This window comes from Loigolactobacillus coryniformis subsp. coryniformis KCTC 3167 = DSM 20001 (assembly GCF_002706425.1).
Classification (GTDB): Bacteria; Bacillota; Bacilli; order Lactobacillales; family Lactobacillaceae; genus Loigolactobacillus; species Loigolactobacillus coryniformis.
Genome location: NZ_CP017713.1, coordinates 2,255,710 through 2,276,039, shown reverse-complemented (window position 1 = coordinate 2,276,039; position 20,330 = coordinate 2,255,710). Strand labels below are relative to the sequence as shown.

Below are 20,330 nucleotides of genomic sequence, written 5' to 3'. Positions count from 1 at the left end.
GCGCTAACAGATTAGATTTTTTACCTTATCCAGTGTACAATGAAAAAGAAATAAATTAAAAGTGAGGTAGTCACCATATGGCTAAATTAGTTTTTATCCGTCACGGTCAAAGTGAATGGAACCTATCTAACCAATTTACTGGTTGGGTTGATGTTGATTTAAGCGAAGAAGGCGTACGCCAAGCCCAAAACGCTGGTGCTTTGTTGAAAAAAGAAGGCATCGAATTTGATCAAGCTTACACTTCAGTATTGACACGTGCCATCAAGACTTTGCATTACGCATTGGAAGGTGCAGGTCAATTATGGATCCCAGAAATGAAAACATGGCGCTTAAACGAACGTCATTACGGCGCATTGCAAGGCCAAAACAAGGCTGAAGCAGCTAAAAAATGGGGCGACGAACAGGTTCATATCTGGCGTCGTTCATACGATGTTTTGCCACCATTATTGGATGCTGACGCTGAAGGCTCAGCAGCACAAGATCGTCGTTATGCTGACTTAGATCCTCGTGCCATTCCAGGCGGCGAAAACTTGAAAGTTACTTTGGAACGTGTTATTCCATTCTGGGAAGACGAAATTGCACCTAAATTATTAGACGGCAAAAACGTCATTATCGCCGCTCACGGTAACTCACTACGCGCTTTGACTAAGTACATTGAAAACATCTCTGATGCTGACATCATGGACGTTGAAATGGCGACTGGCGAACCAGTTGTTTACGACTTGGACGCTAAGTTAAACGTTGTTAGCAAAAAGAAATTAAACTAATAACTACTATTAAATAGGCATTCTCCTTTGTTGGGGAATGCCTATTTTTTATGGCTTTTTAGTCAATACGGGCGCTAATTGGACGCTCTTTGGGCCCTATTAGATAGGATTTTGGAAAATTGGTAGGTGAATGTTGGTGATTTTTTTGTAGATAATTTTGGATAAGAAAAGGTATTGTTTATCTACGTCCTTACGTCCTTATGCGCCCATGATACGTGGTTTTTAGCTAACGTTAGATAGTTTACGATGAAAATGACACTGTTGGTACTAATTACTAATTCAGTTGATAGATGAATTCTAATTTTGAACTTTTCACAATATCTGACAGAAAATTATTAATATTATTGTCATTGTGTCAGTGAATTATTCATTGATTAGGGGGGTAACGCTATCAAATTATGACAATAAATCAATAGTGTTATACCTGATCGATGATTAGGGTAATTTACTTATTGATTTTAGCTATTCTGTTTTTATACATTTGTATTAAAACAGCAATCCTATCTTCATCAGTTGGTTGTTTTAATCCATATACTGAGTCAATAAAACGATCATTAGTTTCATGAATTTTTCGTAAATCTGCAGGCATAAATATCGGGTTGTACAAATCAGCTAACGTAGCATTTGGTGATAGATGGAGATTGATTTTACGAATATCGAGAATTCTTTTACCATAATTTGCTAATATTTTTTTTTGCTCATTACTTAGTGAGGGTAACATAAATGTATTATAAACCAAGGTGTTTGAGTACTGGTAGTCACTTTTCATTCGTCCACCAACGGTTCTTAGCCAAAGAGTATGCATTCTACTTTCAATAATAGCAAATGTATGTAAATTGGGTTTAGTTATTTGTAAGAGTGATCCGTTTGCTAAAATGTCTTTTTCGACAAATGCCGCTGGAACATAATCTCGTTGATATGAGGAAACTTTAGCTATGGCAATAATACTATTTTCTGAAACTCTATCTTCACCAAATAATGTTGGAGTATCAGCTAATTTTTTTGTTGGTATTCTTCTAGAAGAAAGTCTAAATGACTTAACCTTTTTAATACGATCTGTTATAAATGGTATTTTTAGAATATCAAATGGGGCGTTTTTTAAATATAATACATACTTAGGTATTCCAGAAATTAATTCTTTAGAACCAATAATTTTTTTAATATAGGGTTTCGTACTAGGATGATTTTTCACTAAGGATTGTGCTTCTGAATCTTTTAAAATAAAATGACCTTTGTCAATCAACATACTACCGTATTTGATTTCTGGCATACCTCCCAATTGAGTATTTGATGCTTTAAGTGTAAGTGTCGGGGCATTTATTAGGTATTCATTAATATGATTGACGTTAGTTCTAATTGGTATGGAATCATTTGGACTTTTATAAGTAAATAGGAATGGCTTATTCTTTTTAGTAGATTTGACAGAAGAAAAGCCAATAATGACAACGTGTACGTGCGCACCATTGTTGTCCCAAGAAAAAGTTCTATGCGCAAAATTAATTCTAATACCATTATTCAACAAATTACACATAACTATTGGTGCTTGTTGTCCCTGAGTAATTGAATTGGTAGCAACAAAGGCACAATTAATACTAGGGTTTCTTTCAATAATAAATTTGGCCTTGAAGAACCAACCACTAACAAAATCTATTGTTGAAGCACCTTTTAAGTTATGTGAGGCTTTAATTAATTCAAGCTTTTGATACGGGTTCATTTCTTTTTTACCAATAAATGGTGGATTACCTAAAATATAGTCTAATTCCTGTACATGTAATAATTTATATGGTTCTTGTTTAAACACATCTATCCAGTCAACCTGCAGAGCATCAGCCTGAACAATATTGGCACCACTGTGCAATGGAATGCGAAGATATAATGAACCGAATAGATTACTAGCTTCTAAATTCATTAGATGATCCATTAACCACATTCCGACGCGAGCAATACTAACTGCGTAACCTTGTAATTCAATGCCATAAAATTGGTCAACCTCAACCTTAATATTATCTTGGATAAAGGTAAGTGACATTTGAATACCGTTTTTAGCTTCATCTTTTAGTAATTCCTCAAGAATCTCATGTTCAAGTCGTCTTAATTCTCGATAAGCCACGATTAAAAAGTTACCAGAGCCGCATGCTGGATCTAAGAAGGTTAGGCTAGCAATTTCTTCGTGTAGATCCTTTAGTGCTTTGGTGCGAGCGCCGCCAGCAGTAGTTTTGTTCTTGGCCTGCAAGAACTCATCGTTTAGATCGTCCATAAATAAGCCGTCAATGACTTTTAATATGTTGGTTTCACTAGTGAAGTGCGCACCCAAGTCATGTCGTTTTTGTGGGTCTAATGCACCTTCAAACATCGAACCAAAAATAATTGGACTAATACTTGACCAATCCATTTCGGATGCTTCAATTAAAGCTTTTCGGACATCAGCACTAAAAGTTAGGCCCAATTGACTAGTGTACTTTGCAATATCAAGTGCAAATAAACCACCATTAATATAGCGGAATTTACGTTCAGATCCGATCCAAAGATTGTCAGGCGTATTAAGTGTATTAAATAAATCGATTAACCTAACTAATAAATCACTACCATCTTCACGTGTTGATTGTAAAAATCTCTGAAAGACGCCATTATGTGAAAAAATTTCAGTATCATCGGCAAAGAGTGCGAATACAATACGCGTCATTAGTAGACTGGCAGCATTAGGTTGAACGCCACTATCTAGAACACTGCGATAAACTTTAGAAATATTCTCTGCCGCAGCCTTATTTACTTGAACTTGTTTCTGCTGGACTTCTTGCTCATATCCTGATAAGAAGCCAAAAATATCAATATTTTCAACGAAATGGGCTAAGTCAGTTTCCCAAACTGAATCAGTGGCTGGCTCACGAATATAAAAGTGATTGAAATCGCAAGAAAGAATAAATTTTGGTTTAACATCATCAGCTAAAGCATAAGCATAACGCGCAGCTTGGGAATCCCCAGCTTTGGGATTATTAACCAAGGGTACATTTTGTGACTCCATCTCAATTAGCAAAACTGTTGGCAATAATGAATCAATTCTTTTTGTACCGCCATCAATATGTACACGGTATTCGAAGCCAGCACGATAATTAGCTTTTGAAATACCAAAAACTTCATATAAATCTGCCATAAATTCGCGATCATGCTGACGTTCAGTTACATGGCCAGTTTTGATTTTTGGCAACCATGATTTAACAAATAATAATGCACGTTGTAACTCTTTTTTGCTTGCCATATGATAATCCTCCACTACATGTATTTTACTTATAAGTTTAACATGATTGTCCTATGAATGGGGTATGGTACAAAAAATTTCAATATAAACAACTTAATGACCAGACCTATCTATAAAATGAAATTAAATATCATCGGGTATAAATCACAAATTAAGTGCTTGATTTTATATACCCTACCAGCCCCATTGCCCCCCAAAAAATAAATTTGTTTGAAAATCATTTAGTAATAAGACTGCTTAGCCTTTTTTTGTGATTTCAACTGGGTTTTTAGATATATATTATTCTATTGATCAAGTTAATTACTATTAGTAGGAGGGATATATTGTGTTTCGTTCGGAGTTTTTTACGGATTGGTTAGAAATGAATTATGGCGTTGAAATTTGCCGGCCAAGATTAGTTGAGGAAACCAGTTTATTAGTACAGGAAGAAGTTCCAATCAGTCTACGGCATAAAGGTGTCGTGGTGATTTTGCGTCATCGTTTATCTTATCGATCAAAGGATAATCATTGGCAAGCAGTAGTCTGGGAAAACGCGGATGATGAGCAGCCAATCATGTACCAGTACAGGCATAACGGCTTAACCATTGAAAGGCGATGTTTCTTATAGCAAACAGGCAATGCTTATTATCTAAACAACAAGTTGATTTTTGACCACAATGGCTAATTTAGTCATTGTGGTCATTTTTGTCAAAGAAAGTTGGGATATCAATGGAAAGTATCGATTTTGTAGGTGTTAAATTAGTTCATTATCAGCTCACTGAGCCTGAATCTAAACTGCATAGTAGTGTCCTGAGTTCACCAAATAGCGTTCATGAAGAACTAGTAAATTGGGTAGCCGACCTAGACCGAGAAGTGCTAGTGGTTGTAGGGATGAACATTAGAAATCAACCGGTGATGTTGCACCCCGTCTCGATTGGGGATGCAGGACGGACCATTGCTTCTGTTGCCGAGATTCTGCGCGTGGTCTTGATGTCAGCCAGTACGAAAATTATATTGGTGCATAACCATCCAAGTGGTGACTGTTCTCCTTCGGCTGCAGATAAGGCTTTTACTAAACGATTGATCAAAGCCGCATCCTTAGTTGACGTTAAGGTTGTCGATCACGTCGTCATTGGACATGATTCGTATTATTCTTTTAGAGAATCAGATCCAGATATATTTGGAGGTGCTTACATTGAGAATTAAAAGTGGTATCGCTTACTTAGAATATTTACTATCTATTGTGCAAAGTCGGTATGACTTGCATTTACGACCTAATGATTTTGCGATTGAAGCCATGCAACTTGATCGCAGTGAACTTGACTTGGATTCATTGAGTGGCGTACTCGTACCACATGATTTTGGAACAATGGAAACGACTGACACGCTAAGTTTTTACCTATTTTCAACGGAAGACCAAGGAAATGATTACCTTGGTTATGCCATTCTTAGTGATACCTTAGAGCAGGCTTACCTAGTTGGGTGGGTCAAGAATAGTCAGTTAGTGTACTGGAATGATTTACAGAAAGGTGGCAATGCGGATGGACGTATTGATTAAAGTGGCGATTGCAGCAGCAACGGCAGTGGTTGCCGAAGTAGCTAAGGAGTTAACGAAAAACGACGATTAACTATAACGTAGGAGGAATTACGATCATGCCGAGAAAATCTGATACAACAATAACTAATATGAAAATTGAATTATCAATGAAAAAAGTTAAAGATGATATTTATTGGACCAAGCGTATTTGGGACTCAGATAAGCCTATATGGTTAGTCATCGGTAATTATCCGGCCAATACTAACTTGCAGCAATTAGATCTAACTTCAATGCTAATACAAAACAACACAGTGTCACTTGGTGCTGGCGGTGTAGTTATTGGTAATCTTTTTACACGCCAAGTTGGACATCCAAGTGACCGACTATTGGCAGAGGCCTTTGCTGATGATAGTATAGACGAATTGGTTAAAGTGGCACAGGATTGCAGCATGGTGGTGATTGCGGTTGGTTCACTGATCAAAAAATCTAAGGTTGCTACAACTAGGCTGGAAGCGTTATTATTAAGGCTGCAAGATGAAAAAAACGACTATGAAATCAAGCAATTAATTTCGGGTGAGCGCGGTCAGCAAATGCATCCGTTGGCATTGCAACGAGAGGGTTGGACACTTTCAGGTATGGATAGTTAATTGTGTAAAAAAGAAAGCAAAAGAATACTTTCTTTTTTTGGTTTGATTGCTTATATTACAATGGTGAGGTGATTATTAATGGTAGATGATAGATTAACTTTTAGAGATTTGGCTTATGGTTCTTATTGTATTCAAAAGCGTACACGTGATCCTGAGCCTACAATAACTGTATTTGATAAACGTGATGCGCGGAAAGCGAGCAGTTGGTGTAAAGATTCAATGAATTTTCTTTGGCAGTCCAAGACATTTAGACAGAAGTGGCTCGCTAAGGATTGCAAAATAGATTTTTCAAATATTTCGGCCAAGAAGGCAAATCCAACTCCCATATTAAGCAAAGATTGCTTTGTTGCGTTATGGATAGCATTTAGGTTACACTACGCGCTACAACATACTGACGATTATTCCAACAAAAAATTGAAACCAAAAATTAAATATGTAAGCGACCATTCAGAATCAATTTTCTCACATAACCAGCATACAACCACAATGCCCTTACACGATGGACGCTCTGAATCAAGTAATGATCCTAGCGATTCGATTGAGTGGCAAAATCTGGATGAAGGAATTAAGTTTACTTACATAAGAGAAACCGAGGACTTACAGCAACACAGGAAGTTAGTAGCAGCGATTGCTGAAAGGTACGCTAATGAGTTGCATGAACGTACCTTTTCTAATAATGGGTTGATCATGGAGATAGATTATCAAGAGATCGAGCACGAGCAAATAGAGAAAATTGCACGTAATATTACAGGCTTCAGTGTTACTTTTGTTCAGAAAGTATTTTCGGAAAGTTTATACCCGAGGCTGTCGGCTACTATTCTTGATGAGTATTGGTGTAAACTTAAGCAACAAATGTACGCCGAACAGGAGAATGGAAGCTATGAAACGTTTGGGGCAGTTTTTAAACTGTTGAAAAAAATTTAATTTATTTAAAGCACATTCATTCGACAATGAACGTGCTTTTTTTCTTGGACCTAATTTTAAGTGAGAAAAAAGGCGGGCTAAAAATTAGCTTAAAATTACAGCAAAGAAAATTTTATACTTTTAGCTATTGAAAGGCCAACTTAAAAAAGGATTCGCCGAAGCATCTTGTAAGTGCTGCGATAAGAGTTTTAGGTTTTGACATTTCAACAACTGTTCTTTCAAAACTAAGTAAAGGAGGTGGCAAGTGTTGTTTCCCAACTTATTTCTAGACCAGAAGTCAGCCGTACCAACATGGGTTTGGCAATCAACTGAGGACTTTCTTCCGATGGTTTCTAAACTTGATACTAGGCCGTTACAGCTTGATTTAGCCCGTTTTATGGGGAACGGGCTAGAGCAACTGGATCAAAAAATTATTGACGCAAAGGCAGCATTAGCTGAGCTATTAGCTGTTTCTACTAACTTGATTGATGATAACTCAAATTTAGTGCCGCGTGTGATTTCAACTTTACCAACTGAACTGATTGACGAAGCCAATGCAAAATTGGCTCGTTACCAGCAACTATCTAGATTGCGTAGACAGTGGGGTGTTCAAACACTAAGTCGTTATCCACATGATAGCCTAAATCGTGTTCTGCTTTATGGCGAACATCGTATTTGGTCATCGATATCGGGGCGAATGAGTGCGGCACATCCGAACACTATGGCTATACCAAAGATGATTTTACCTTATCTTGGTTCCTCATCAGGTGGGGAACTAATCAAAGTTGATGTGCAAGAAGCTGAAATACGGCTATTGGCTGGAATGTCCGCTGATCCAGCATTAATAAATGTTTTCGAATCCGGAGGCGATTTATATGCTGATGGGGCACAGGTGTTATACCAGACAGGGCAAGTTAATAACGTTCAACGGAATGTGGCTAAGCGTGCAATTATAGGGATCATCTATGGACAACAGCAACAATCTTTAACTCACACGCTAGCAAAAACTGATTTTTCATTAGATGTTGATGCTGCACAGCGTTTATTTGAATGGCTTCGGTGCCATTATGATACGACCATGCACTTCTTAGATTTTGTGGCGCGTGATCAAAAGTTATGGCTTGCCGGTAAAAGGACTGACTTAGTTGGACTCGGATTAAGTACTACGCAGCGGCGTGTTATTCCAGTTCAAAGTGCCATGGCTAAGTTGCTTAAGCAATTCATACTCATGCTGGATGAACAGGGCCTAGATGTTATTGAAGCCCAGCATGACGCGGTATTTATAACTGGTAATCAAGTGTTCGAACGAGTAAGAGAATCTATGGAGTATCTACTAATACAATCATTTGATTGTTTGGAGTTCAGGGTTCCCTATGAGCACGAAAAATTATTATCAATTGAAAAAGTTTAGGAGCGAATTAATAATGATTAAACGTGAGAACGACGAAGCAAAAAAAGAACCAATTTCACAGATGGATAATGATCCATTTGATTTATCTTGGCAAAATTTAAAGCAAAGTATCACTGATGGTAGTCATCAATTAAAGATTGTGGCCGTAAATCGCACTACTGGAAATACAACGGATCATGAGTATCATGCAATCGAACTGAAATTGCAGGCACTATCAGGTAATTTTGAACAATTTAGTGTCAAAATCTTCGTAGACAATCGCACAGATGACACTCCGTTTGGCCTAATGCTCCGTGCCTTACAGGCTTATTGCGAGCCAAAAGGAATTCAAGTTCCAAATTTAGATCAGCTGGTTGGTAGCACACTCTTTGGGGAAGTATCTAAAGTGGGCAATTATCGCCAATTGCAAGTTATCAAATTCAATTCATTTTCACGACTAGATGGGGGCAAAAATGATGATAAATAAAGAAAGAAGTACCAAACAATTAACATTTAAAATTGAATCTGTGCAAATAAAAAGTGCAGTTGTTTGTGACTTAACGCTTTTACTGCGTATGAATATCGACACCTTCGATGAACCACAAAAGGTGCTAATTACGACACAATCTGATGGCTTTAATTCGTTTACTGACTTTATTAACAGTTTTTTCCAGGCGAGTGATATTGCGGGATTTGATCTGGCAGACTTACCTAAGCTGCTAGCCGGTCAAGGCGGTACGGCCCGTTTTTATCAGAACGATGCTGATAAGGTGAATGTGATCGGTTGGAATTTTAACGAGATAAAGGGGGCTCGTTTATATGAAGTTAAACCATTGTGAAAAATATAATCAGGAACTGGGATCATTCATCAACAATGAGACTATTGATAAAATGCCTCCTAAAAAAATCGTGCTGTCACAAGCTATTGAGACAATAAAAAATAGTGATTTTGGATTGTATTCGAATCAATTACAAGCAGCTACGGCGGATTTTGGTCCTTTGGATAAGTTATTATATCGGGATATTTTCAATGCCACGTACGACAATGAAGGTAAGCGCTCCGAAGATATCGGACAATCATTTGCATTGGCGTGTAAGCGGGCACTTGTGCAACGTTTAGGCATTTTTTACTCGGACGAAGGCAAACCTAATTTAAACCAAAACACACTCGTTGATTTTTTGCTCGTGATTATGAATTTCTTAGGTGTTAGTGAAGATCCAGATGCGCTACTTATTTATAGTTTTAAAAAAGGTAAATATATCGATGCTCATGACTCAATTGCGCGTATTATGGCGTTGCTTCTGAACGACTTTGATCATAATTTGTGGGGGATTGGACGCGAAAATGCAATCATTGAATTGCTGAAACGTAAGGCTAAGCAAGCATCCATGAAAGATTTTAGTAAAGACTACTTCGGGTTCTCTGGGCAGGACTTGTCGCTGACTGATTTAAGCTTAGTGCCACACAATCCGGATCATATGGTTTTATTACAATCACCGATCGAGCCTAAAGAAATGGCTACGCCTCAATTTGACCAATTTTTGAGATCTACTTTTGATGATCAAGCTGAGCGTGATTTCGTACAAGAATGGGCTGGTTACCTACTGGACTTAAATAACACTGGGACAGTAATTCTGTTTGCAATCTCGTCTGGTGCTTCGGGGAAATCGACACTGTTTAATGTGTACCGGGACATGTTAGGGGCCACAAACGTAAGTGGAATAAAAGTACAGAGTTTATCGAAACAGTTTGCAAAACAAGGATTGATGGACAAGCTAGCCATTCTAGCTGATGAAAATGACGCTGACGGTTTTCCGACGTCGGAATTAAAGGCAATCTCTGGCTATTCACCAATTACTATTGATCGTAAGTTTAAAGATTCCATTGAAACTGTTCTAAGACTGAAAATGGCATTTGCGTTTAACACCTTACCTGCTCCAGAGGATACGGTTGGATTTAGTCGCAGGCTTATTATATTGCCATTTGAGCATACTTTTTTGGCGAAGAGTGCGGATAAGCAACTTGGTGAAAAGTTAGTGGCCGAACTACCTGGAATTGCCTGGCTAGCAATAAAGAAGTTAAAAGAATTGCGGCAAAATGATTATGCCTTTTCACAATCGGCAAACATGGCTGAGACTAAGGCAGAATACTTTGCGACAAAAGAAACGCCAGTGGCTACATTTATGCGGCAGCAATTGCACATCGTATCAGGTCAAACACTTACACGTGCTGATATTATTCAAGACTTTGAAATATGGTTAAAAGCATCTAACGTGGCAAGTAAAGGCTACACAAAAGGCCAACGATTTTGGAATGAATTTCGGCGATGCTTTCCGATAATTTTTGAAGGTGTCAATTACAGCGAGCATAAGTCGAATGGGTACCAAGTAGTCGATGATATTGGCTTTAGGGCTGACGGGGTCGACAGTGCGTTAAATTTAAAGTGATAGTGAAGGGAGTTGAACAAAATGTACGACGATCTAAAGGTTAAACCAGAAATTAAAAATGCTGCAGTTGTTTATTTAGAGGCAATTAAAAGCCGCTTTGACCCAGACGATAAACCCGAACGATTGTTAAGTATGAAGCAGGCCGCGGAAGTCCTAGGTATTACTAGAGGCCAGTTTGCGGAATTACTACTCGATCCAGCATTACCACGAGTCTTGCTGGGTAAATCAAAACGAGTTTATGTGCCACGTAAAGAGTTGATTGAATATATTTCTGGACGATCACGTAAGTGGTTTGAATATGCATAAGCTAAATGGCGGCGTTGAAAGACGCTGCTTTTTTAATAAGGAGGGAGCTAACAAAAATGGCACGTATTTATCATAATCCCAAAGCTAAGGGCTCAGGGACAGGGAAAGCATTTAAGGCTGAGATCAGTTTCACCTATCAGGGTATTCGCAAACGTAAGTCAAAAACTTTTGATACAAAACGTGAGGCAAAAAAATGGATTGCTGACCTTGAATTGAATAAAAGTAACGGTACTAACTATTTTAAAGCTAATATGAAATTTGTTGATTGGTATTGGTTGTGGTTTCTTACGTACAAAGAAAAGCTTGTGGCTCCAGCAACTAAGGCCACATACCGCGCTACTTATAAGCATATGAAGAAGTTGATTCCAAGGGTCACAGTGGAAGGGCTTAATCGGCCAATCATTCAAGGGTATGTGAACGCACTAAATCGCAGTCATGAAACGATTAGGAAAGATTTAACACACATTCGAACAGCTTTACGGGATGCAGTGGCCGATGGGGTTATACCACGTAACCCAGCCGATGGTGAAGTCAAGATCGTTGCTGATGAATCTTTAACTAAATCTGATCAGCGAAAGTTTATGCCAGAGGCTGATTATAGGCAAATACGAGATTGGCTCCTTAGCCGGTCTTTGACCATCCAGCATACTAACTGGTTTCTTTTGATGGTAATATCGCAATCGGCATTACGAGTAGGTGAAGCCATCGCATTGCGAGAAGACGATTTTGACTTTGAGCGTAACACTATTCGTGTGGATGAAAGTTATGACAGCATACGACAGCAACTACGTAGTCCCAAAACAAAGAATGCCAATCGCGTAGTGCCAGTGCCTGAAGTGTTAATGAAGCGAGTTAGAATCTGGATTTTAGAACACCGCTCAGCATTGTATCGTAAAGGCATAGATAATCCAAATGGGTATATTATGTTTAATGGACACGCAAAGTTTCCTAAAGCATCAAGTATTAACAAGTCTTACCATCATTTACAGAAAAAGTTGGGTATTGTAGGTGGCTACAGTACACATACATTGCGGCATACACTTGCTAGCTTATTGATCACGGATAATGCGGTTAGTGTAGCCTATGTTTCCAAGTATTTAGGACATAGTAGTGAGTTGATTACGCGTAAATATTATCTTGGTCTAATACCAGAGCAAATAGCCGTTGAACAAGCAAAGGTTGTTAAAGTGATTATGAATGCTTAATAAACATAGTGTAAATTAATAAAATTAGCTTACAGTTTAATATTATTTGACTTAAAGATTAAATATGTTATACTATAATTACCAACTTGGTACAGGTACACCCTTAAGCAATTGGAATGCATAGCATTCGTGGATTTCTTTTTTGAAATCTGTCTTTGGTCTTGAACAACGGACAGCGGCTTGCCGCCGCCCGCGGCGTCAAGCGCCAGAGCTTGGGTTAAGGGCACCCAAGCTCTAAAATTAGTAGGGTAGATAATCCGAATACCTCTTCTTTCTAAAGGGGAAGTCCTAAAAGGACTTCGGAAAGAAGGCATTATAATGAACAAACACAAGTTGGATTCGGAGAGTCGAGTATCCCGGCGCCGCGAGCATCGTAAAATGAAGTTCTTGCAATTAATGCGAATTTTAGAATTCTTAGCAAAACTTCTCGATGTACTAAATAATTTATTAATTAACTTATTCAGTTAGCGGCAGAGGATATAATCCCTGCTTTTTTTTTAGAAAGGTGGTTATTTTTTAATGTATGGTTCAACATTGAAACAGCTTAGATCAATTTATGGATATAGTGCAAAAGATTTTAGCGAAGAGCTAGGTATATCAGCAGGATACCTTTCAGAAATCGAGAATAATAAAAAACAGCCTTCATTAGCAATATTGCAAAAATATGCCGATATTCTTGAACTTAAGTTATCAACATTAATTTTGTTAACTGAGAATAATGAAAAGTTAGATAAAGAAGGAAAAAGTAAATTAATGATTCGTAAATTAATGCTTAAACTAATTAGTAAGACTGCTGGTGGTGAGTAAAGTTGAAAAAGAATATCCGACGTTATCCACTGAATCAAAGTCAACTATATAAATGTCATTCAAGAAGACGGTTGGCTAGAATGCTAGATACTGATCTTAAAACGCTGGAAGAAATTGCTAAGAATCCGCGTTACTATTCATTTACGAGGCCTAAAAAGAATAGCAATGAACGCCGAATCATTGATGCACCTAATCAGCGATTAAAGAAAATACAAACATCTGTATACGCATATTTACGTAAAGTAAAACGTCCTGATTGGGTAATGGCAGGAGAAGTTGGTAAAAACTGGACGGAAAATGCAGAAACACATGCGGATGATAGTTATTTTGTCAAGGCTGACATCAGCAAGTTTTTTGATAATTGTGAAAGAGAATATGTATACCAATTTTTCTTGACAAAATTAGAGCAAAGCCCTGATGTTGCAGATATTTGCACTTCACTAGTTATGTTTGAGGGGAAAATAGTTCAAGGGGCTCCTACAAGTATGGTGATTGCATTTTATGCTTATCAAAAGATGTTTGAGGAGTTAGCGTGTGTGGCTAAACAATTTCACTGTATTTTTACGATATATGTTGATGATGTTACATATTCAAGCTTAGATCCTATTGATTCAGCGGCTCTCGAAGCACGTATTTCACAGATTATGGCGGCTTATGGTCATAAAGTTAAAAGACAAAAAGTAAGAACATATGGTAGTCAGCGCGCCAAACGTGTTACTGGCGTTATCCTGAGTACTGACCATCAGATGCTGACTCCTAATAGTCTCCGTCAAGAAATATATGCTGACTTTCAACAATATCTAGCACAAAAAAAAGCTGATAAAGATGATCCTAACTTAGACCATCAACGAGCAAGTTTACTTGGAAAAATTAACTCAGCTCGCCAAATTAACCCAGGAATTTTTCCTGAAATGCATCGAATACTTAAGAATGGTTGAATTTTACTATAATTCATTTTTTTCTTGGGTTAATGATTTGATGGAAATTTAGAGGATGTGTCATAATTTTCAAAAGCTTAAATAACTAAGTATGTGTATTTTTTAACGCTAAAGTTTAAAAATAGTATCTGGACGCTCTTTGGTCACTCCTAATTACAGAAATAGGGTAGAAGTCGATGGTACCAATGACTTTAGCACTGAGGTATCAACACCATTCTGGGAAGACGAAATTGCACCTAAATTATTAGACGGCAAAAACGTCATTATCGCAGCCCATGGTAATTCACTACGCGCTTTGACTAAGTACATTGAAAACATCTCTGATGCTGACATCATGGACGTTGAAATGGCTACTGGCGAACCAGTTGTTTACGACTTGGACGCTAAGTTAAACGTTGTTAGCAAGAAGAAATTAAACTAATAACTACTATTAAATAGGCATTCTCCTTTGTGGGGAATGCCTATTTTTTATGGCTTTTTAGTCACGCTGTTGATAAATAAAAACGGTTAGTGGCATAAAAATCAAAATGATGATTCCACCACTAATGAGGACCATAGTCGCATTACTGCTCCAATTACCAGTCCGCAGAATCATTCTGATCGCAGTTATGGTCAAACTGACTGGATTGAGCTTAACAATGGTCTGGATAAATCGTGGCAATGTCTTTGTTGGAATGAAGGCGTTAGATAAGAAAGTCAGCACTAAGATAATGATCATAGATAAGCTGCCAATTAATTCAGCGTTCTTCGCCATTAAACCAACCAAAGCAAAAATCCACGAGGTCGACCAGCCAATGAAAATAGCTAACAATAGAACTGCTACCAGTGTTGGTAAACCAACGGTTGGCCGCCACCCCATCAAAAAAGCCGTTGTTAAAGCTGCGACTCCTGAAAGTAAGAGTCGCAAGCTGTCGCCAACTAATTGACCCGCTAACGGCGCAATTGGTGAGATCGGCAAGGTTTTGAATCGGGCGAAGACGCCAGCATTAATATCTTCGCGCAATTGTTGTCCCGAACCGGAAGCCGCATTTAAAATACTTTGAACCAGAATTCCGGATACTAGCATTGGTAGGTAGGCGTGAACACTACCAGCAATCACGCCACCAAATAAGTAGCCAAATAATAATGTAAAGATCACTGGTTCAATGATGACATCACTGAGGCTATCTGGATTATGCAATGTTTTGACTAAAGGTTGAAAGTATCAAATAGACCATAACCATTGATGTCAAACGGTTATGGCACGGTATATTACTAGTTTCCACTTCATTGAGCATTACCGAGTAGCCTGGCCAGGCTACTCGGTAATGCTTTTATAAATTCGTCAAAAATAATAGTTAATGTTTCAACCGCCATGTCGAGTTTTTCACCTAGACCAGTAATTGTTTGTATCAGCCAATTCAACGCACTTACTAACTTAATATCAGGCAACGGTCGTCCATAATCGAAGAATAAGTCACCCAGCGTCCTGTCGTCCGTATTTTCACGTTGCACCAATGCAAGGACGTCATAGCTTAACATGACCATTGCTAGGTGACCGCAAAGCCCATCATAGCTTTGGACTTGAGTCTGATCAAATTGCAGGTATTGTTTAGCGACTTTAAAATAACATTCGATCTGCCAACGCCGACCGTACATCTGAATGATTGCTTCTGGTCTTAGGTCAGTCATTGTGGTCGCCAACACAAGATATTGATCAGCCTGGCCACGTTTGGTTACGAAGACTAACTTCATTGGGATTTTTTCGCCATCAACTTCAAATGTGACGATTGGACTGTATAGATAGCTATCCTTAATTGGCCATTTACTGCGCCGTAAGTTAGTGTATAAAGTCTTAATATCCATTTCTCGGCCACGATAACGAAAATAGACTTTTTTAGTTTTTTTCAACATACCAATCCCATGACAATGACGTTTTAGCAATGCCGCAAACATGCGCGGTGATGCATACCAGCTATCGAATAAGACGTACTTGGCCTTGATGCCGGATTTGATTGCATCATCTACTAATTCTAAAGCGACATCGGTCATTTTACGGGTTGCCTGTGTACGTCGTTTCGCGGCCAGTGATCGTTGATCACTGGACTTAAGGTGCCCAAACCGATTTTTGGCGTGGCTTGATGACATCAAGGCAAAGTTCAGCGGTAAAAAAGTATTGCCGTCACTCCAGCCTAAAGTTAGTGTCCTAAAGCCTTTAAAATACTGCTGTTTGTCGTGGTCAAAAACACGAGCTAATAATTCAGTTTTGCGTGAAAATTCACGTTTAAACAATGAATCATCAATGATCAAAGCTTGTCGCCGTCTTGGATCGGTAAAATGTTGCACGTATTGGATCAAATGGATCGCTAATAGCTGAACCAGTCGTTGCCAATTAATATGTGGATCATTTAGACAATTGCGAACAGTTCGTTTTGAAAAATCGTTAGCCTTTTCTGCTCTAAAAATGGAGTAGCGATTAAAGATGGTGGTCAATAAACCATTCAAATAAGCGTTCAGTTTTAATACCGCGCGATTTATGGATATTGACACGACGCAAAATAGCGGAGAGATGGACCAATTTTGAAAAATGAGCAAAAGAATGATGAATATCAGTGTCATTGTATTGTATAGTAGACATAGGCATGAAACTCCTCTGTATGGTTTTTGTTTAGACGCTTTAAGTATACAGATGTGGATGGTTTCATGTCTATTTTTGTAGCAAAAAAGCCCTAACAGATCAGGGCTTAAGTGGAAATATTAACTTTCAACCTTTAGGTTTTGAGTAAATTACGGTGTGTCATAGTCAGTATGTTGCTCATAGGATGATTTTTTGTTGTCATGATTTTCTGCTCCTTAATTTTTACCGACTGTTAGTTTTAAGAAAACATCATCCAATGTCGGTGCTTCAATTGCAAAATTGCTGATGGGCACTGCAGCAGCTTGAAGCTGCTACAAGACTTGTGTAACCAATTGTATTTTCACATTGCCGAGTAGCGCTGTTAGTGTGCGGTCATTGACGTTAACCGGTAATGTCAATATCTCCTGAATAATTTGCTGTGCTTGGCTAACTCGTTGCGTGTCGGGCACTTCTAGCCTAAGTTGTAGGCCGCCGACTTGTTGTTTTAGTTCACTTGGTGTCCCCAATGCGATCATTTGACCATGATCAATGAGGGCAATTCGATCAGCAAGGTGATCTGCTTCTTCTAAATATTGTGTCGTTAACAAAACGGTTGATCCTGCAGCAGCTAGTTTGCGAACGGCCTGCCACACCTGTTTCCGCGTTCGTGGATCTAAGCCGGTGGTTGGTTCATCTAAAAAAAGGATTGCGGGCTTTCCAATCAAGCTAATGGCTAAATCCAATCAGCGCCGCATGCCTCCAGAAAATGTTGCGAGCGTTTGATCGGCTGAATTTATTAAGTCAAAATCGGTTAATAATTCGGTAGTTCGGGTATGAGCAGCGGCATGGTTCAGTCCATTTAATTTACCGAAGATCATTAAGTTTTCACGTGCAGTCAAATCTTGATCAACCGCAGCTGATTGGCCAGTTACGCTAAACTGTTGCCGCGCCAAGCGACTCTGAGTTGATGTATCGTACCCATTTAGCAAAATTTGTCCTGTATCTTGGTGTAATAAAGTTGTCATCATCCTTATGATGGTGGTCTTACCAGCACCATTTGGTCCTAGTAAGCCAAAAATTTCACCTTGCTTAATAGTAAATGAAATATCTTTTACGGCTGTCTTGTTGCCGAATTGTTTATAAATATGCGTTACGTTAACGCTATTGTTGTGACTCATATTCCAGACCTCCTTGAATTTAATCAGGTACCCTGACTGAAAATATAATAAGGTCCCCTGATTAAAATGTCAAGTGGCTGATCCACGCCGATTTAGGAATGTTGTATACTTAAGAAAACAACGAATGGGAATGATTACTAATGGCAACCCAAATTAAGGCAGAATTAGTGGCAGGAAAATTGGCAGAGTATGAGCAACTCAGCAAAATCTATGATGACATTGTCAAGCAATCACGACCACGCTTGACGGTAGAGGGGCAGGGGAAGATTTTACTGGCATTAGCGGATGAAGACCATCTGTCACAGCAGCAACTTGCAACTCGCCTCGGCATATCCCCACAGTCCACTAGTGAATTTGTCTATAAACTGGCCAAGCGCGACTTAATTACTTTAACCAAATCACCGAAGGATCGGCGAATCAACTTAGTGAATTTAACCGCTGCGGGCCGACAAAAAATTGAATCTGCTGCTCAAGAAGTGCCACCGTTCGTGCGGGTGCTCTCTGATACTGAATTGGAACAGCTCTCAGCGTTACTGACTAAAATCACGGATGCCATGTATACAGATATTGACACAGCTAACCCTACCTTAGGGGTTAAGTTCCATAAATTATTTGCCAGCCGGTACTTAAAACGATTCAAAAAGTAATTTAAATTTACGAATAGTTAGCGGTGTTGAATCAATTTACTACTAGTGACCGATCAATGATCAATTTTGTAGTATGCTATTATAAATGAACTAAGTTTTAAATGAGTTAGAAAATAAATTTCACATGACTGGTCAGGAGAAGAAATGAAGCAAAATATAGAAAAAGCGCCGGTATTACGACGTTCGATGACAGCAAATCAGATGGAAATGATTTCCTTAGGCGGCGCTATTGGCGTCGGCCTTTTTATGGGTTCAAGCTCGACGATCAAGTGGACAGGGCCGTCGGTGATTTTAGCCTACATGTTTGTTGGCTTGATCCTTTACATTGTTATGCGGGCGCTAGGCGAAATGATTTATGTTAATCCAGGTACTGGGTCCTTTGCTGATTATGCCGCTGAGTACGTTCATCCCTTGGCAGGGTATTTGGCTAAATGGGCGAATGTTTTTGAATATATCGTAGTGGGGATGTCTGAGGTCGTGGCGGCGACAGAGTATTTAAAATATTGGTGGCCGCATACCAATTCCTTTATTGCCGGAATTATTGTTATTTTATTTTTGGTTGCGGCAAACCTTGCCAGTGCTAAAGCATACGGTTCATTAGAATTTTGGTTTGCGATGATCAAAGTCGTGACGATCATTATGATGATCGTTTTAGGCCTAGTTATTATTTTCTTCGGCTGGGGCAATGGTGGCCATCCAGTTGGCTTAAGCAATCTTTGGCAGCATGGCGGTTTCTTCACTGGCGGTGTTCAAGGCTTTTTCTTTTCCATGTCGATCATTGTGGGGTCTTACCAAGGAATTGAATTATTAGGTATTTCGGCAGGTGAAGTGGCTAACCCACAAAAAGCAATTATTAAGTCGGTTAAATCAGTGCTATTCAGAATTCTGATTTTTTATGTTGGGGCAATTTTTGTGATCGTAACGATCTATCCTTGGAATCAGTTGAGTACGCTGGGCTCGCCATTTGTTTCTACCTTTGCCAAAGTCGGCATTACGGCGGCTGCTTCTGTGATCAACTTTGTTGTTTTAACTGCAGCACTTTCAGGCGCTAATTCTGGTATCTATTCTTCAAGCCGGATGCTGTTCAAATTGGCTCACGAAGGGGACGCGCCCAAGTTCTTTGGCCGTGTGTCGAAACATGTTGTGCCTGACGCAGCTATTTTAGGTATCTCTGGTGGTATTTTACTAGGCTTTATTGTTGATATGGTGGCGTCAATCTATAGTAAGTCGACTGCCAATCTGTTTGTCGTTGTTTTTAGTTCATCGGTTTTACCCGGAATGGTGCCATGGTTCGTGATTCTGTTGGCGGAATTGCGTTTCCGCAAAGGCAATACTAAGCTTATGGCGACCCATCCCTTTAAATTACCACTTTATCCACTGACAAATTATTTTGCGATCGTGATGTTGCTGGTGATCGTGGTGTTTATGTTTATCAATCCTGATACTCGGGTGTCGGTCATCGTCGGGGCGGCGGTTCTGGTATTAGCTGCGGCAGTTTACCTGATTCGGCATCGGCGAAGTGCTGCGTAGTTATATGCGTAAATTACCATGATGAATCATGTCCAAACATATAAAATGGATAAACGTTCTTCATACAGACCTAGTCGACTTACTAGGCAAGTTGACTAGGTCTATTGAGAAAAACATTATTGATATTGAAACGGGTACTGGCGCATCAGTGATTTACGATATTGGACAATAGGTTAAATATTGTTAGCAAAAACTT

Annotated in this window: 21 protein-coding genes and 2 pseudogenes; 18 read left to right on the top strand and 5 right to left on the bottom strand. The window is 38.9% G+C overall.

Annotated elements, in window-relative coordinates; all coding sequences use genetic code 11:
- The first annotated feature begins 77 nt into the window (after window positions 1–77).
- The gene (locus LC20001_RS11235; protein WP_010008918.1) at window positions 78–767 is read left to right on the top strand and encodes a 2,3-diphosphoglycerate-dependent phosphoglycerate mutase; all 690 of its coding nucleotides are present in this window, start codon (window positions 78–80) and stop codon (window positions 765–767) included.
- Window positions 768–1,212: 445 nt separating this feature from the next.
- Here LC20001_RS11235 and LC20001_RS11230 read toward each other — a convergent pair whose 3' ends face one another.
- Window positions 1,213–4,023, bottom strand: coding sequence for a DNA methyltransferase (locus LC20001_RS11230; protein WP_010008919.1), 2,811 nt, complete (start codon window positions 4,021–4,023; stop codon window positions 1,213–1,215).
- A gap of 325 nt (window positions 4,024–4,348) precedes the next feature.
- On the opposite strand from LC20001_RS11230, the gene LC20001_RS11225 reads away from it, so the two are divergent.
- From LC20001_RS11225 to LC20001_RS11160, 15 genes and pseudogenes are all read left to right on the top strand, one after another.
- Entirely contained in the window at window positions 4,349–4,630 is a 282-nt protein-coding gene (locus LC20001_RS11225) for a hypothetical protein (protein WP_010008920.1), read from the top strand.
- Window positions 4,631–4,731: 101 nt separating this feature from the next.
- Complete coding sequence (locus LC20001_RS11220) at window positions 4,732–5,208, top strand: JAB domain-containing protein (protein WP_010008922.1); 477 nt, start codon at window positions 4,732–4,734, stop codon at window positions 5,206–5,208.
- Window positions 5,198–5,560, top strand: coding sequence for a hypothetical protein (locus tag LC20001_RS11215; protein ID WP_010008923.1), 363 nt, complete (start codon window positions 5,198–5,200; stop codon window positions 5,558–5,560). Before LC20001_RS11220 ends, LC20001_RS11215 begins: the two co-directional genes overlap by 11 nt.
- Window positions 5,561–5,655: 95 nt before the next feature.
- A complete protein-coding gene (locus tag LC20001_RS11210; protein WP_010008924.1) occupies window positions 5,656–6,186 on the top strand; it encodes a DUF1643 domain-containing protein in 531 nt (176 codons plus the stop codon).
- A 78-nt stretch (window positions 6,187–6,264) separates the two neighbouring features.
- Complete coding sequence (locus LC20001_RS11205; RefSeq protein ID WP_010008925.1) at window positions 6,265–7,110, top strand: hypothetical protein; 846 nt, start codon at window positions 6,265–6,267, stop codon at window positions 7,108–7,110.
- Window positions 7,111–7,357: 247 nt separating this feature from the next.
- Entirely contained in the window at window positions 7,358–8,500 is a 1,143-nt protein-coding gene (locus tag LC20001_RS11200) for a DNA polymerase (RefSeq protein WP_010008927.1), read from the top strand.
- 13 nt (window positions 8,501–8,513) lie between these two features.
- A complete protein-coding gene (locus LC20001_RS11195) occupies window positions 8,514–8,966 on the top strand; it encodes a hypothetical protein (protein WP_010008929.1) in 453 nt (150 codons plus the stop codon).
- Window positions 8,956–9,318, top strand: a complete 363-nt coding sequence (locus LC20001_RS11190; RefSeq protein ID WP_010008930.1) for a hypothetical protein — start codon at window positions 8,956–8,958, stop codon at window positions 9,316–9,318. The genes LC20001_RS11195 and LC20001_RS11190 overlap by 11 nt, the downstream gene beginning before the upstream one ends.
- Complete coding sequence (locus LC20001_RS11185; RefSeq protein WP_010008932.1) at window positions 9,299–10,927, top strand: DNA primase family protein; 1,629 nt, start codon at window positions 9,299–9,301, stop codon at window positions 10,925–10,927. The genes LC20001_RS11190 and LC20001_RS11185 overlap by 20 nt, the downstream gene beginning before the upstream one ends.
- A 21-nt stretch (window positions 10,928–10,948) precedes the next feature.
- Entirely contained in the window at window positions 10,949–11,233 is a 285-nt protein-coding gene (locus LC20001_RS11180; RefSeq protein WP_010008933.1) for a helix-turn-helix transcriptional regulator, read from the top strand.
- A gap of 56 nt (window positions 11,234–11,289) precedes the next feature.
- Window positions 11,290–12,438 (top strand): tyrosine-type recombinase/integrase, encoded by a 1,149-nt coding sequence (locus LC20001_RS11175; protein ID WP_010008934.1) that lies wholly within the window; start codon window positions 11,290–11,292, stop codon window positions 12,436–12,438.
- A gap of 318 nt (window positions 12,439–12,756) precedes the next feature.
- A complete protein-coding gene (locus LC20001_RS14430) occupies window positions 12,757–12,906 on the top strand; it encodes a hypothetical protein (RefSeq protein ID WP_156403526.1) in 150 nt (49 codons plus the stop codon).
- 51 nt (window positions 12,907–12,957) lie between these two features.
- A complete protein-coding gene (locus LC20001_RS11170) occupies window positions 12,958–13,245 on the top strand; it encodes a helix-turn-helix domain-containing protein (protein ID WP_010008935.1) in 288 nt (95 codons plus the stop codon).
- Window positions 13,246–13,247: 2 nt separating this feature from the next.
- Complete coding sequence (locus LC20001_RS11165) at window positions 13,248–14,183, top strand: reverse transcriptase family protein (RefSeq protein WP_050781686.1); 936 nt, start codon at window positions 13,248–13,250, stop codon at window positions 14,181–14,183.
- 211 nt (window positions 14,184–14,394) lie between these two features.
- Window positions 14,395–14,604, top strand: a pseudogene (locus LC20001_RS11160) (2,3-bisphosphoglycerate-dependent phosphoglycerate mutase); the annotation flags it as partial.
- A 57-nt stretch (window positions 14,605–14,661) separates the two neighbouring features.
- On the opposite strand, the gene LC20001_RS11155 reads toward LC20001_RS11160, so the two are convergent.
- The 4 genes and pseudogenes from LC20001_RS11155 to LC20001_RS11145 all read right to left on the bottom strand — a co-directional run bounded on the left by LC20001_RS11155 (window position 14,662) and on the right by LC20001_RS11145 (window position 17,957).
- A complete protein-coding gene (locus tag LC20001_RS11155; protein WP_003680883.1) occupies window positions 14,662–15,363 on the bottom strand; it encodes an ABC transporter permease in 702 nt (233 codons plus the stop codon).
- Window positions 15,364–15,449: 86 nt separating this feature from the next.
- A complete protein-coding gene (locus LC20001_RS11150; protein WP_425319775.1) occupies window positions 15,450–16,712 on the bottom strand; it encodes an IS4 family transposase in 1,263 nt (420 codons plus the stop codon).
- Window positions 16,639–16,800 (bottom strand): hypothetical protein, encoded by a 162-nt coding sequence (locus LC20001_RS14790; protein ID WP_425319781.1) that lies wholly within the window; start codon window positions 16,798–16,800, stop codon window positions 16,639–16,641. The genes LC20001_RS11150 and LC20001_RS14790 overlap by 74 nt, the downstream gene beginning before the upstream one ends.
- 215 nt (window positions 16,801–17,015) lie before the next feature.
- Window positions 17,016–17,957, bottom strand: a pseudogene (locus LC20001_RS11145) (ATP-binding cassette domain-containing protein).
- A 140-nt stretch (window positions 17,958–18,097) separates the two neighbouring features.
- Between LC20001_RS11145 and LC20001_RS11140 the strand changes: the two are divergent.
- Both LC20001_RS11140 and LC20001_RS11135 read left to right on the top strand, forming a co-directional pair.
- Window positions 18,098–18,604 carry a MarR family winged helix-turn-helix transcriptional regulator gene (locus LC20001_RS11140; RefSeq protein ID WP_003680634.1) on the top strand — a complete coding sequence of 169 codons (507 nt, stop codon included), beginning with the start codon at window positions 18,098–18,100 and terminating at the stop codon, window positions 18,602–18,604.
- Between the two features lie 144 nt (window positions 18,605–18,748).
- Window positions 18,749–20,134 carry an amino acid permease gene (locus LC20001_RS11135; protein WP_010008944.1) on the top strand — a complete coding sequence of 462 codons (1,386 nt, stop codon included), beginning with the start codon at window positions 18,749–18,751 and terminating at the stop codon, window positions 20,132–20,134.
- Window positions 20,135–20,330: the final 196 nt, after the last annotated feature.